The 14,224-nt window shown below is 66.8% G+C and carries 11 protein-coding genes; 5 read left to right on the forward strand and 6 right to left on the reverse strand.

The features are described from left to right. Nucleotides 1–30 precede the first annotated feature (30 nt). From hutU to hutI, 4 genes are all read right to left on the reverse strand, one after another. Nucleotides 31–1,695, reverse strand: a complete 1,665-nt coding sequence (gene hutU, locus EDF56_RS01805) for a urocanate hydratase (RefSeq protein WP_132385019.1) — start codon at nt 1,693–1,695, stop codon at nt 31–33. 14 nt (nt 1,696–1,709) lie between these two features. Further along, nucleotides 1,710–2,516: an N-formylglutamate deformylase gene (gene hutG / locus EDF56_RS01810; RefSeq protein ID WP_132385020.1), complete on the reverse strand. Its 807-nt coding sequence runs from the start codon at nt 2,514–2,516 to the stop codon at nt 1,710–1,712. 151 nt (nt 2,517–2,667) lie between these two features. Next, complete coding sequence (gene hutH, locus EDF56_RS01815) at nt 2,668–4,197, reverse strand: histidine ammonia-lyase (protein ID WP_132385021.1); 1,530 nt, start codon at nt 4,195–4,197, stop codon at nt 2,668–2,670. Next, a complete protein-coding gene (gene hutI / locus EDF56_RS01820; protein ID WP_132385022.1) occupies nt 4,194–5,396 on the reverse strand; it encodes an imidazolonepropionase in 1,203 nt (400 codons plus the stop codon). Before hutI ends, hutH begins: the two co-directional genes overlap by 4 nt. A gap of 97 nt (nt 5,397–5,493) precedes the next feature. Between hutI and EDF56_RS01825 the strand changes: the two genes are divergently transcribed. Together EDF56_RS01825 and EDF56_RS01830 are read left to right on the forward strand one after the other, a co-directional pair. After that, nucleotides 5,494–6,873, forward strand: a complete 1,380-nt coding sequence (locus tag EDF56_RS01825) for a formimidoylglutamate deiminase (RefSeq protein WP_132385023.1) — start codon at nt 5,494–5,496, stop codon at nt 6,871–6,873. Continuing rightward, complete coding sequence (locus EDF56_RS01830; protein WP_132385024.1) at nt 6,864–7,571, forward strand: UTRA domain-containing protein; 708 nt, start codon at nt 6,864–6,866, stop codon at nt 7,569–7,571. Before EDF56_RS01825 ends, EDF56_RS01830 begins: the two co-directional genes overlap by 10 nt. A gap of 28 nt (nt 7,572–7,599) precedes the next feature. Here EDF56_RS01830 and EDF56_RS01835 read toward each other — a convergent pair whose 3' ends face one another. Then, the gene (locus EDF56_RS01835) at nt 7,600–9,222 is read right to left on the reverse strand and encodes a DUF5597 domain-containing protein (RefSeq protein WP_243652330.1); all 1,623 of its coding nucleotides are present in this window, start codon (nt 9,220–9,222) and stop codon (nt 7,600–7,602) included. Between the two features lie 244 nt (nt 9,223–9,466). Here EDF56_RS01835 and EDF56_RS01840 point away from each other — a divergent pair, with 244 nt between their 5' ends. Next, nucleotides 9,467–10,333, forward strand: a complete 867-nt coding sequence (locus EDF56_RS01840; RefSeq protein ID WP_132385026.1) for an SDR family NAD(P)-dependent oxidoreductase — start codon at nt 9,467–9,469, stop codon at nt 10,331–10,333. Between the two features lie 54 nt (nt 10,334–10,387). On the opposite strand, the gene EDF56_RS01845 is transcribed toward EDF56_RS01840, so the two are convergent. Continuing rightward, the gene (locus EDF56_RS01845; protein WP_165912057.1) at nt 10,388–11,269 is read right to left on the reverse strand and encodes an aldose 1-epimerase; all 882 of its coding nucleotides are present in this window, start codon (nt 11,267–11,269) and stop codon (nt 10,388–10,390) included. Nucleotides 11,270–11,637: 368 nt separating this feature from the next. Between EDF56_RS01845 and EDF56_RS01850 the strand changes: the two genes are divergently transcribed. Then, nucleotides 11,638–12,711, forward strand: coding sequence for a LacI family DNA-binding transcriptional regulator (locus EDF56_RS01850; protein ID WP_132385028.1), 1,074 nt, complete (start codon nt 11,638–11,640; stop codon nt 12,709–12,711). Between the two features lie 79 nt (nt 12,712–12,790). Next, nucleotides 12,791–14,197 (forward strand): sugar porter family MFS transporter, encoded by a 1,407-nt coding sequence (locus EDF56_RS01855; protein ID WP_132385029.1) that lies wholly within the window; start codon nt 12,791–12,793, stop codon nt 14,195–14,197. Nucleotides 14,198–14,224: the final 27 nt, after the last annotated feature.

A 14,224-nucleotide genomic window follows, 5' to 3' on the forward strand; every position in this document is an offset into this window, starting at 1 on the left:
GACGACGGGGTGGTATCGCTTAGGCCGAGATCAAAGGATCCCCGGCAGATCCAGCCCCTTCTCCCGCGCACAATCCAGCGCGATTTCGTACCCGGCATCGGCATGACGCATCACGCCCGTCGCCGGATCGTTCCACAGCACGCGCTCCAGACGCTTTGCCGCCGCTTCAGTGCCGTCGGCGACGATCACCATGCCCGAATGCTGCGAATAGCCCATGCCGACGCCGCCGCCGTGGTGCAGTGACACCCAGGTCGCGCCGGAGGCGGTGTTGAGCAGGGCGTTGAGCAATGGCCAGTCCGAAACCGCGTCCGAACCGTCGCGCATGGCTTCGGTTTCGCGGTTCGGCGAGGCGACGGAACCGCTGTCGAGGTGGTCGCGGCCGATGACGACCGGGGCTTTCAGTTCGCCCTTGGCCACCATCTCGTTGAAGGCGAGGCCAAGCCGGTGGCGGTCACCCAGACCGACCCAGCAGATGCGCGCGGGCAGGCCCTGGAACTGGATCTTCTCACGCGCCATGTCGAGCCAGTTGTGCAGGTGTGCGTGGTCGGGCAGCAATTCCTTCACCTTGGCGTCGGTCTTGTAGATGTCCTCGGGATCGCCGGAGAGCGCGGCCCAGCGGAACGGCCCCACGCCGCGGCAGAACAGCGGACGGATATAGGCGGGTACGAAGCCGGGGAAGTCGAACGCGTTTTCGACGCCTTCGTTCTTGGCCATCTGGCGGATGTTGTTGCCGTAATCGGTGGTGGGCACGCCCGCCGCCTGGAAGTCCAGCATGGCCTGAACGTGGACCGCCATGGAGGCTTTGGCCGCCTTGGCGACCGCTTCGGGTTCACGCTCGCGGCGCTCGATCCATTCGGCGACGGTCCAGCCAGCAGGGAGGTAGCCGTTGACGGGATCGTGGGCGGAGGTCTGGTCGGTCAGCAGGTCGGGACGAATGCCGCGCGCGAACATCTCGGGCAGCAGTTCCGCCGCGTTGCCGAGCAGGCCGACGGAGACCGGCTTCTTCTCGGCATTGGCCTTCTCGATGATCGCCATGGCCTCTTCGATCGTGCTGGCGGCAACGTCGAGATAGCCGGTGCGCAGGCGCATTTCGATGCGGCTGGGCTGGCATTCGATGGCAAGGCAGGAAGCGCCGGCCATCACGGCGGCCAGCGGCTGGGCGCCGCCCATGCCGCCAAGGCCGGCAGTCAGCAGCCACTTGCCCGAAAGGTCGCCGTTGTAGTGCTGGCGGCCCATCTCGACGAAAGTTTCGTACGTGCCCTGAACGATGCCCTGCGTGCCGATGTAGATCCACGAACCGGCGGTCATCTGGCCGTACATGGCAAGGCCGCGCTTATCGAGTTCGTTGAAGTGCTCCCAATTCGCCCATTCCGGAACGAGGTTGGAATTGGCGATCAGCACGCGCGGCGCATCGGCATGGGTGCGGAACACGCCGACCGGCTTGCCCGACTGGACCAGCAGGGTCTCGTCATCGTTCAGGCGGCGCAGGGTCTCGACGATCTTGTCGTAGCTTTCCCAGTCGCGTGCGGCACGGCCGATGCCGCCGTAGACCACCAGTTCCTCGGGCCGTTCGGCCACGTCGGGGTGGAGGTTGTTCATCAGCATGCGCAGCGGCGCTTCGGTGAGCCAGCTTTTCGCGGAAAGTTCGGTGCCGGTCGCAGGCTTGATGACGCGGCTGTTGTCGAGGCGGGTCATTGTGTTTCCTCAGGTCAGGATTGCGCGAAGGCGATTGCGGCCTTCAGCACGTCTTGCAGGATCGGGGTGAGGGCGGCGGCACGCGCCGCCGAATAGGGCAGGGGCCAGTTGGCTTCGCTGGGCACTTCGGGCTCATCCATGTAGCCGCGAATGGCGAGTTCCATCTGGATCGCATGGACGCCGCTGGCGGGCTCTCCGTAATGCCGCGTGGTCCAGCCGCCACGGAAGCGGCCATCGAGAACGTGGCTCAGGCCGCTTGCCTTGCAGACTTCGACCACGGCGGCGGAAAGCGCCGGATCGCAGGTCTGGCCAAGGTTGGTGCCAATGTTGAACTGTGGCAATTCGCCATCGAACAGGCGCGGCACATTGCTGCGGATCGAGTGCGCGTCATAGACCACGACTTTGCCGTGGAGCATCCGCAGCCGCTCGATCTCGGAACGAAGCGCTGCGTGGTACGGATCGAACCAGAGCGTGCGGCGGCGGGTGATCTCGCCTTCGTCAGGACCTTCGGCCTTGTAAAGCGGCTCACCGTCGAACGTGGTCGTCGGGCAGAGTTCCGTCGTCGCCCGCCCGGGATAGAGCGATGCGCCCGAAGGATCGCGGTTGAGGTCGATCACGCTGCGCGAAACGCGTGCAGCAATCGTCGTCGCGCCAAGCTCGCGGGCGAAGGCGTAGAGATCGTCCACCCACCAGTCCGCATCGCGCCGCGCCAGCCATTCCGAGCGGAAGGCCGGGCCGACGTCGGCGAGGTCGGTGCCGACATGCGGAAAGGCGACGACCAGCGGCGCTTCTCCGCGATGAAGCGTGAAGCTGGGGCTCATGCGCTTCGCCTCACACAACTGCCATTACCCACCATCTCGTCATTGCGAGCGTAGCGACGCAATCCAGGGGCGGCCTTATGCTGCACTGGATTGCCGCGTCGGCTTCGCCTTCTCGCAATGACGAAGGAGGGGGAAGGGACGGAGCGGTGCATCATGCAACGCCGGGCAGCAGGTCGCCGCCGATGTCCACCAGTGCACCGGAGCGGATCAGCACGTTCGCGGCTTCCATGTCGGGGTGGAAGTGGCGGTCATCCTCCAGCTTCGGTACCTGCGCGCGCAGGGTTTCGCGGGCCTGTTCCAGCACTGTGCTCGATGCCAGCGGGGCGTGGAAATCGATGCCCTGCACGGCGGCGAGCAGTTCGATGCCGATCACCGCGCTGGCGTTCTCCACCATGCCGATCAGGCGGCGGGCGCCGTGGGCGGCCATCGAAACGTGGTCTTCCTGATTGGCCGAAGTCGGGATCGAATCGACCGATGCCGGATAGGCCTTCTGCTTGTTTTCGGAGACTAGCGCGGCGGCAGTGACCTGCGGGATCATGAAGCCCGAATTGAGGCCGGGGCGCGGCGTCAGGAACGCGGGCAGGCCGGACAGCGCCGGGTCCACCAGCATCGCCACGCGGCGTTCGGAGATCGAGCCGATTTCGCAGACGGCCAGCGCGATCATGTCCGCGGCGAAAGCAACCGGTTCGGCATGGAAGTTGCCGCCGGAGAGCGCCTCGTCCGCTTCTGGGAAGATCAGCGGATTGTCGGAAACGCCGTTGGCCTCGATCTCCAGCGTCGTTGCCGCCTGACGCAGCACGTCGAGCGCGGCGCCCATGACTTGCGGCTGGCAGCGCAGGCAGTACGGGTCCTGCACGCGGGCGTCGTTTTCAAGGTGGCTGGCGCGGATGGCGGAACCGTCCATCAGCGCGCGCAGGGCGCCCGCTACCTCGATCTGGCCGGGATGGCGGCGCAGTGCGTGGATGCGGCGGTCGAACGGGGTGTCGGAACCCTTGGCCGCCTCGGTCGAGAGCGCGCCGGTGACAAGCGCGGACTGGAACAGGCGCTCCGCCTCGAACAGCCCGGCAAGGGCATTGGAGGTCGAGAACTGGGTGCCGTTGAGGAGGGCGAGGCCTTCCTTGGCGCCGAGTTCGACCGGGGCGAGACCGGCCTGCGCCAGCGCTTCGGCGGCGGGGAGGCGCGCATCGCCCACAAAGATTTCGCCCACGCCGATCATCGTCGCGGCCATGTGCGAAAGCGGAGCGAGGTCGCCGCTGGCGCCGACCGAACCTTGCGAGGGCACTACCGGCGTCAGGCCCTTGGCCAGCATCGCTTCCAGCAGTTCCACCGTCTCTACGCGCACGCCCGAGGCGCCTTGGGCAAGGCTGGCGAGCTTCAGCGCCATCATCAGGCGGATCACCGAAACGGGCGAAGGCTCACCGGTGCCCGCGGCGTGGCTGAGCACGATATTGCGCTGCAGCGTGGCGAGATCCTCGTCACCGATGCGCACGCTGGCCAGCTTTCCGAAGCCGGTGTTGATGCCATAGACCGGCTGGCCCTTGGCAAGAATGCGGGCGACGGCGGCGGCGCTTTCGGCGATCACCGGCATGCACGCGGGATCGAGCTTCACGTCGGCGCCGCGATAGATCGCGCGCCAATCCCTGAGGCTCACCGTGCCGGGGGTTAGCAGCACTTCGTTCATTGACCACTCCAGATGCGGGCATGGAGCGGGTTCAGCCCCATGCGATAGACAAGTTCGGACGGATGCTCGACATCCCAGATCGCCAGATCGCAGCGCTTGCCGGCTTCCAGCGTGCCGCGATCGGTAAGACCGAGCGCGAGCGCGGCATTGCGGGTGACGCCGAGCAGGCATTCATCGACGGTCAGGCGGAACAGCGTCGCGCCCATGTTCATCGTCAGCAGCAGCGAGGTAAGCGGCGAGGTGCCGGGATTGCAGTCGGTCGCCAGCGCGATCGGCACGCCGGCTGCGCGCAAGGCAGCAATCGGCGGCAGCACGGTTTCGCGCGTGAAGTAATAGGCACCGGGCAGCAGCGTGGCGACCGTGCCGGATGCGGCCATCGCGGCAATTCCCGCATCATCGAGATGTTCGAGATGATCCGCGGAAAGCGCGCCGAACCGGGCGGCGAGCGCGGCGCCGTGGAGGTTCGAAAGCTGCTCCGCGTGGAGCTTTACCGGCAGGCCATGCGCGCGGGCGGCGGTGAACAGGCGCTCGGTTTGCTGCGCGGAAAAGCCGATACCTTCGCAGAAGGCGTCCACCGCGTCGGCAAGGCCTTCGCGGGTCACTTCGGGCAGCATGACCTCGCAGATATGGTCGATGTAGCCATCGGCATCACCGGCGAATTCGGGCGGCAGCGCATGGGCGCCGAGGAATGTGGTGGCGATGGAGACCGGCCGCTCGCTGCCCAGCCGCCGCGCGGCGCGCAGCATTCGGAGTTCGCTGGCAAGGTCGAGGCCATAGCCGGACTTTACCTCGATGGTGGTAGTGCCTTCGCCGATCAGCGCGTCGAGGCGGGGCAGGGCGCTGGCGACGAGGTCGTCCTCGCTGGCGGCGCGCGTGGCCGTCATGGTGGAGACGATGCCGCCGCCGGCGCGGGCAATTTCCTCGTAGCTGGCGCCCGCCAGCCGCAGTTCGAATTCGCGCGCGCGGTTGCCGGCATGGATCAGGTGCGTGTGGCAATCGATCAGGCCGGGGGTGATCCAGCGGCCCTCGCAATCGGTGACGATGCGGCCTTGCAGCGTGGGTGCATCCGCCTCGGGGCCCGCATAGACAATCCGCCCGTCGGTGACTGCAACCGTGCCGCGCTCGATCACGCCGATGCCATCCGCTTCCGGGGCCATCGTGGCGAGGCGGGCGTTGGTCCAGATCGTATCGCAGCGCATGGCGGGCCAGTCTCTCCGGGCGGTTCACTCTCTGCCGCGTCTTATTGCATCGGCTCGCGATAATGTATAGACAAAAAGAAATCCAAGGGAGTGCCCGATGTCTCAAGCCCAGCCGCGACAGTCCTTTACGATCCATGCGGGGCGTGCCTTGTGCGAGTCCGGTTGGGCTCGGGATGTGCGCTTTACGGTCGTGGATGGGCGGATCGCGCGGATCGAGTCGGGTGCCGAGCCGGAAGCGGGCGACGAGCGCCACGCCTGCGTGGTTCCGGGCATTCCGAACCTCCACAGCCACGCCTTCCAGCGCGGCATGGCCGGCCTTGCCGAGCAGCGCGGCAATAGCGACGACAGCTTCTGGACATGGCGAGAGGTCATGTACCGTTTCCTCGACCGCATGACGCCGGAGGACCTCCACGCGGTGGCAGCGCTCGCGGCGATGGAGATGCTGGAGAGCGGCTTCACGCGCCTCGGCGAGTTTCATTACCTCCACCACGATGCCGACGGGCGCGCTTATGCCGATCCCGCGCGCATGTGCGCGGCGATTGCCGAGGCGGCGGCGGAAACCGGCATCGGGCTGACGCTGCTGCCGGTATTCTACGCCCATTCCGGTTTTGGCGCGCTGGTGCCGAACCATGGGCAGCGCCGGTTCATTCACGATCTCGACGGTTTCGCGCGCCTGCTGGAGGGTGCCCGCGCGGCGGTATCCGGGCTGGACGAGGCAGTGGTCGGCCTTGCGCCGCACAGCCTGCGCGCGGTGTGCCCGGATGAACTGCTGCGTCTCGAAACGATGGCAGGCGAGGGGCCGATCCATATTCACATCGCCGAACAGATGCGCGAGGTGGAAGACTGCCTGGCATGGAGTGGCCAGCGTCCGGTCGAATGGTTGCTCGATCACGCGGAAGTGGATCGCCGCTGGTGCATGGTCCACGCCACGCACATGACGCGCGAGGAAACCACGCGGCTTGCCCTCAGCGGCGCGGTGGCGGGGCTCTGCCCGATCACCGAGGCCAATCTGGGCGACGGCCTGTTCCCGATGGCGGACTGGCTGGCGGCGGGTGGCGCTTACGGAATCGGCAGCGATTCCAACGTGCTGATCGACGCGACCGAGGAAATGCGCCTGCTCGAATACGGGCAGCGACTGTTCACGCGAAAGCGCAACCTGCTGGCCGATGCGGCAACGGCTTCGACTGGAGAGGCGATCTGGCAAGCTTCGCTCAAGGGCGGCGCGCAGGCTTTGGGGGTGGAGGCCGGGCTGAAAGTGGGCCGCGCGTTCGATGCGGTTTCGCTCGATCTCGACCATCCCTCACTCTGCGCGCGGGGCGAGGATCGCCTGCTCGATGGGCTGGTCTTCGCATCCGGGCGCGCCGGCATCGATTGCGTCTGGCGCTTCGGCAAGCAGGTGGTTAGCTCTGGCCGCCACCACGCACGCGACGGGATCGTCCGACGCTATCGGATGACTCTGGACCGACTCTGCGCATGACCCTTTCCGAACGTATCCGCCACGATTTCGAGAGCCGCATTCTCTCCGGCACGCTCGCCCCCGGCGAGCGCTTGCCGACCGAGCAGGACCTGATGGAACTCTACGGCTGCGCGCGGATGACGGTGAACAAGGCGCTCTCCGCCCTGTCTGCTGCCGGGCTGGTCGAGCGGCGGCGCAAGGCGGGGACGTTCGTCGCCCGGCCGCGCGTGCATTCGATGGCGATGGATATTCCCGACCTCGGCGCCGAAGTCGCCGCGCGCGGGCAGGCCTATCGCTTTGCGCTCTCGCGCCGCAAGCTGGTGCGCGCGGCCGATGCGGCGGTGAAGTGGGATGTCAATGGCGAAGTGCCGCTGTTGGAGCTTTCGGGCATCCATTTCGCGGACGATGCGCCGATGGCGTGGGAACACCGCTTCGTGAACGCCGCCGCCGTGCCCGAGATTGTCGAGGCCGAGTTCTCATCCCCGGGCGGCTGGCTGCTGGAACATGTGCCATGGACCGAGGCTGACGCGCGCATCACCGCCGCCGCAGCGACCGGCGCAGAGGCCAAGGCGCTGGCCGTTTCCGCCGGTGCGCCGTGCCTTTGCATCGAACGCCGCACATGGCGCGGGACCGAGCCGATCACCTATGTCCGCCAGCTTTTCCTTGCCGGGGCTTACGAACTCAACGCCCATTTCGGCCCCTCGGCGGGAAGCCGCTGATTAGCGCCCAATGATCAGCGTCCAATGATTAGTGATAGTGCCCCATGGTCACTTTCAGCATGACCGGGTCCGGGCCGATATTGAAGCCGTAATCGATCTGATCGCCGTTCCAGCGGCGCTTCATGATCCAGTGCCCGTTCTCGAAATGCCCTTCCTCGGCGGAAAGGATTTCGGCCGGGCGGCGCGGATCGGCGGTGGCATCGTCGAGGCGGATGCGCACGTGCTGGCCCATCAGCAGGAAGGTATCGGGGCCGAGCTGCGCCACTGTCGCGCCGCCGATCGGCTTGTCCTTGAGCGGGTGGGCTGCGCCGTCGCTGCCATTCGCGCCGAAAGCCCAACGCGCGTATTGGACGGTGATTTTCCATGTGCCCATGACGGTCGACTGGTCCGCTCCGTCCGCCGCTTTGGCCGTGCCCCATGTCGGGTTCTCCAGGGCGATCCGGGCCCAGTCCGACGCCATCGGCGCCAGCAGGCCATAGGCGGCGCCAAACGCGGTCACGGCCTCCGCGTCCTGATCGGGGCGGGCGCCGAGCGGGTAGTTCGAATAGCCTGAGCTATCCATGCCGAACGGCGCGAAGCCGATCCCGCCGTGCCCCAGCACTGGCCAGAGGAAGCGCGCATGGTCGGGCGAATTGCCGATCTCGGGCACGAGGAGCGGGTTGTCCGCCCGTCCATAGCGGTCGAGGATCTTGGCGACGAAGGCCTCGTCGCGGTTGTAGATGTCGGGCGCGAGCGCGGCGATGTGCGGGGCGGCGGCCTTCCATATCGCGATCATGTTCCAGCTGGGGCCGCCGTAGGGGCCGGTCTCGCCCGGCTTGTCGCTGTCGGCCGAGCCGAGCGAGGCGTTGACGTACATCGGCAGGTCAAGCTGCGCCTGACCGGCGGCGGCGACCTTGTCGATGTAACTTGCGAAGGCCCATGTGCTGAAGGCCTGTTCGGCGTGGAGGCCGAAGACCTGCTCCCACGTTCCGCTCTTGCCCTCGGTGCGGGCGAGCGCGGCGGGCACTGGTCCCCGGAACTGTGCTTCGGCTTCGGGCGCATGATCGCGGGCAAGGCCGTAGCTGCCGACTTCGTTTTCGACTTGCGCCATGATGACGGTGTGGTCCGGATCGATCGCTTTCACATGCGCCATCAGCGCGGCAAAGGCGCGGGCGTCGGCCTTGAGTGTGTCGGGATCGTGCGGGCTCAGGACCATGTGCGGCGTGCCGTCCGCCTTGCGCATTCGCGCGAAGCGATCGGGCGCGGACTTGACCCATTGGGGCGCATAGCTGGCGCCGGTGTTCTTCCATGTGCCGAACCACAGGATCACCAGCCGCTTGCCATGCGCGCGCGCCTCGCGGACGAGCGTGTCGGGCCACGAGAAGTCGAACTTGCCTTCCTCGGGTTCGATCTGCTCCCAGGCGACGGGCATTTCCAGCGTATTGGCATGCATCGCGTCCAGCACCGGCCAGACGGTGGGCAACATCTCTGGATAGTTCGAGCTGTTGTTGGCCTGCGCGCCGAGCATGAGGAAGGGTTTGCCGTCCACTTCCAGCGCATGGCGGCCGTTCTGCGCGACGATGCGGGGCAGCGGCGCGTCGGCGGCTGCAGGAACTGCGCCGAGCAGGGTCAGGCCAAGCGCCAGCGAGGACCATCCGGTTGCATGACGCACTCGGCGATGAGCCGCCGAAAATCCCCTGAACATCAAACGATTTGCCCCTCTTGGTCTTGGCCTGCGCCTCTTGGCAGAGGCCCTGCGCATCGTCTTGCAAGTATTGCTTTGCGGATCAACCGGCTGACAGCGTGCCGAACGCCCGAGGGATGCCTGATGGCACTCACTTTGCCTGTTGCGACGGGCTTGCTAAACACCCGTTCAACACGGGCGGAGGCAGTCCGTCACCGAAACGGGAGAAGGCATGACGCAGCAGGCACCCATCGCGCTGGTGACCGGCGCCAGCAGAGGCGCGGGACGCGGGATCGCTCTTGCCCTCGGTAGCCACGGTTATACGGTCTACGTCACCGGGCGCAGTCAGGCACCGGGCGGCAACGCGCTGCCCGGCACGATCTACGAGACCGCCGAGGCAGTGACCGCCGCCGGGGGACGGGGCGTTGCCGTGGCCTGCGACCACTCCGACGATGCGCAAGTCGCCGCGCTGTTCGAGCGACTGCTGGCGGACGAGGGACGGATCGACCTGCTGGTCAACAATGCCGCCGCCATCCATGACGAACTGACCCAGCCCGGCGAATTCTGGGAAAAGCCGCTGAAACTTGTCGATCTCATCAATGTGGGCGTGCGTAGCGGCTATGTCGCCAGTTGGCATGCGGCAAAGGCCATGGGCGCGCGCAATCACGGACTGATCGTCTTTACCTCGGCCTCGGGTGCGGCGCACTATTCGCTCGGGCCCGCCTATGGCGCGCACAAGGCGGGGATGGACAAGATGGCCTTCGATATGGCGTCGGACTTCCGCCACGCCGGCCGCAAGGTTGCCGCGCTCTCGATCTGGATGGGCGCGCTGATGACGGATCGGCTGAAGGCGATCATGGTCGCCGATCCGGTGAAGTATGGCCATCTCGAAGGCCACTGCGAGAGCCCGGAATTCACAGGCCACGTGATTCACGCGCTCTACGGGGACCAGGATCTTGCCGCGCTCAGCGGCCGTACGCTGGTGGGCGCGGAGATCGCGCGCAAGTATGGACTGACCGATGGCGGCCGCGTGCCGCCGACCGCCGCCGAAATCCACGGCGTGGAGCCGCTGAACTTCCACCCCGCCGAAATCCGCTGATCGGAGCGCTTGTCATGGACCGAGTGACTGACCGTCATCCGGCCACGGATCGGATCAGGTCGTCAGCGGTTCGATCAGCGGCGGCGTCAGTGCCCGTGCGGAAAGGGCCACACTGGCGCGGGTGGACTCGCCGGGGGCGAGCCAAGCCAGTTCCTCCGGCTCGCGGTTGTGCGCGTCGGTTGCATGGCTCACGGGTTCGACGCAGAAATAATCCTCACCCGCCGGGGTGAAGACCACCGTGGTTCCGAGGATGTCTGAAGGCGCGAGCGTAAGGGCAAGGTTCCGCAGCGGCCATTCGATCGTGAGCGGGCCCTCCCGTTCGGTATAGGCGGTGTCGACCGCGCGGGCATCGACGGGTTCGCCCTCCCACCAGTCACGGGCCTCGCCGCGCGTGTCGAGCATCAGCGGCAGGCATTCCGCCGTGTTGCGCCACTCGCCCCGATGGGCGCCGCGATAGCGGGTGGCATGGTCGCGCGGGAAATAGGGATGGAATCCAAGCCCGGCCGGCATCCGCTCGGCGCTGAGATTGGTCACCGACAGCCCCAAGACCAGTCCGGACTCGTCAAGGTGGAAGACCTGCCGCGCACGATATGCCCACGGCCATTCGCCTGCCGGGTGGACGTGCTGAAGCACGGCATGGAAATCCGACGCCTCGACCACGTCCCACGCTGCCAGCCAGCCGAAGCCGTGCAGCGGGTGAGGGTGGTCGGAGCCCGGGAAGTTGGGCGCCAGTGCCACCTCTCGGCTGTCCGCACGAAACCGGCCGTGGGCGATGCGGTTGGAGAACGGCACCAGCGGGAAGCTGGCGACATCGAAAATCGAAGGTCCACTGGCGGGGCGCATCAGCGCCTTCCCCTGCCAGTCGAACCGTGTGACCGAACCGCCCCGTGCGGGATCGAGTTCCAGCCTGTAGTCGCCTGCCCCCAGCACGATCATCAGCGTGTCTCCATCAGAATGCGTTGACTTGGTTTTCCAGCCATTCCTGACGGCCCGGCTTCGGCTCGGGCGTGCGGTTGGACTGGATGCCATGCCCGGCGATCGAAGACAAATGATGCTTCGGGGATGGGGGACGTGCTGATATCGATGCCGAGCAACATGTTCAGGCCCACTCCCACGGGTAACTTCGATTGTGCGACGCCAGGTATTGAACTCTCGTCGACTGGCTAAATAGGTAGCGCTACCAATCAGGATTGACAAGCGTGCACGGGCTTCTGCCGAGCGGCTTGCCAAGAGGCGTCCGGGAAGGATAGGCAGGCGGATGTGATGGGGTAGGCCAATAAGGCCAATGGCAGGGTGATGGGGCAATGATCGAGGGCGACGCATCGGGCGAATCGCGCCGAACCGCGCGGCGCGGGGGCGCGAGCGTGACTGTCTCGCAAGTCGCGCACGCAGCGGGTGTCTCACCGATGACAGTCTCGCGCGTGGTCAATGGCGACCCGCGCGTTTCGCAGGCGACCCGCGAGAAAGTGGACGAGGTGATCCGCGATCTTGGCTATGTGCCCAACCCGGCGGCGCGCAGCCTCGCCAGTGGGCGGCAATGCCGGATCGGGCTGCTCTATTCCAACCCCAGCGCCTCCTACCTGAGCGAATTCCTTGTCGGTGCGCTCGCCGAAGCGGCGCGGCACGATGCCCAGATCATCCTTGAACAGTGCGAGGCCGAAGCGGACGCAGCGGCGCTGGTGGGGCAGTTGCGCCGCCACCGGCTCGACGCGGTCCTGTTGCCGCCGCCGCTTTGCGACGATCCGCAACTGGTGGAGGCGCTCGTGGGCGTCGGCATGGCGGTGGCGCAAGTGGCGACCGGCAGACCGGCCGAGGGCGCGCATACCGTCTGCATGGATGACGAAGGCGCGGCGGCGGCGATGACGGCGCGGCTGATCGCGCTGGGCCATCGCCGGATCGGGTTCATCGGCGGCGATCCGCGTCAGGCATCCAGCCAGCTCCGCCTCACCGGCTATCGCCGCGCGCTGGCCGAAGCGGGGATCGCGATGGAGGCCGCACTGGAGACGGCGGGCGACTATTCCTATCGCTCCGGCCTCGCGTCCTGCGAAGCGTTGCTTGACCTTGCCGTGCCGCCCACGGCGATCTTCGCGGCCAACGACGACATGGCCGCTGCCGCTGTCGCCGTCACGCATCGGCGCGGGCTGGACGTGCCGCGCGATGTATCGATCTGCGGCTTCGACGATACCGCGATCGCCACCACCATCTGGCCCGAACTGACCACGGTGCGCCAGCCGGTGGCCGAGATGGCCCGCATGGCGACGCAACTGCTCGCCGGGGCCATCGCCGGGGGAGCGGAGGAGAGGCAGGCGGCCAGCGATGAGAGCGTCGCCTTCAGCCTGATCGCAAGGGATTCTGACGGTCCGCCCCAGCGGGCTTGACACAGGCCGCAACAGCGGCTCGATAGCGCTAACAATCCCGGGCGGGTCCGGGCCGGAGAATCCGGGGAGAGGTGAGTAGATGACTGGTAAATCCACGGGTCCCGGGGCGAATCTGGGGTTCATCGGCCTGATCGTCGCGGTGGCGACCATCGGCGGTTTCATGTTCGGGTACGATTCGGGCGCGATCAACGGCACGCAGGACGGCCTGCGTCACGCGTTCGGACTGACTGAAGGGCAACTGGGCCTGACCGTCAGCGCACTGCTGCCCGGCTGTGCGCTCGGCGCCTTCCTCGCCGGTCGTTTCGCGGACGTGTTCGGCCGCCGCACGGTGATGATGATGGCGGCACTGCTGTTCCTCATCAGCGCGCTGGTCTCGGGCGCGGCGCCTTCGGCCATTATCCTTGCCATCGCCCGTTTCTTTGCAGGTGCGGCAGTGGGCGCGGCGAGCGTGCTTTCGCCGGCCTACATCAGCGAAGTCACCCCGGCCGCCATTCGCGGCCGTCTGTCGAGCGCGCAGCAGGTTATGATCATCTCGGGCCTGACCGGCGCGTTCCTGGCCAACTACTGGCTGGCCGGTGCGGCGGGTTCGTCGCTCGGCATCTTCTGGGGCGGCTATCCGGCCTGGCGCTGGATGTTCTGGGTTCAGGCCCTGCCGGCGCTGCTGTTCTTCGTGACGCTGCTGCTGATCCCCGAAAGCCCGCGCTTCCTCGTTTCCAAGGGCCGTAACGCCGAGGCACTGACGGTGCTGGGCAAGCTCTTCGGCACCGACGCCGCGCGCGTGAAGCTGGGCGAGATCGAAGCCTCGCTCACCAGCGACCACGCGCCGAGCCTTGCCGACATTCGCAAGCCCGGCGGCGGCTGGCGTCCGATCGTCTGGGTCGGCATCGGCCTTGCCGTGTTCCAGCAGCTCGTCGGCATCAACGTGGTGTTCTACTACGGCGCGGTGCTGTGGCAGGCTGTCGGCTTCAGCGAAGCGGATGCGCTCAAGATCAACATTCTTTCGGGCGCGCTCTCGATCCTCGCCTGCCTGCTTTCGATTGCGCTGGTGGACCGTATCGGCCGCAAGCCGCTGCTGCTGTGGGGCTCGATCGGCATGACGGTGACGCTGGCGACGCTGGTCTGGTGCTTTGCACAGGCGAGCATCGTCGACGGCAAGCTGGCGCTGCCCGGCGGCGTGGGCACGATCGCGCTCGTTGCCGCGAACGTCTACGTCGTGTTCTTCAACATGAGCTGGGGCCCGGTCATGTGGGTCATGCTGGGCGAGATGTTCCCCAACCAGATGCGCGGTTCGGCACTGGCAGTCGCCGGTGCGGCGCAGTGGCTGGCGAACTTTGCGGTCAGCTCCAGCTTCCCCTGGCTTGCCGCGAACATCGGCCTGCCGGTGACGTACGGCTTCTACACGCTGGGTGCGGCGCTTTCGGTGATCTTCGTGCTGCGTGCGGTGCATGAGACCAAGGGCATCGAACTGGAAGCGATGAAGGGCTGATATCCCGGCCATCGCTGGAAATCGCGA

Origin of the sequence: Novosphingobium sp. PhB165 (genome assembly GCF_004341845.1) — a bacterium.
In the GTDB taxonomy this organism is placed as follows: domain Bacteria; phylum Pseudomonadota; class Alphaproteobacteria; order Sphingomonadales; family Sphingomonadaceae; genus Novosphingobium.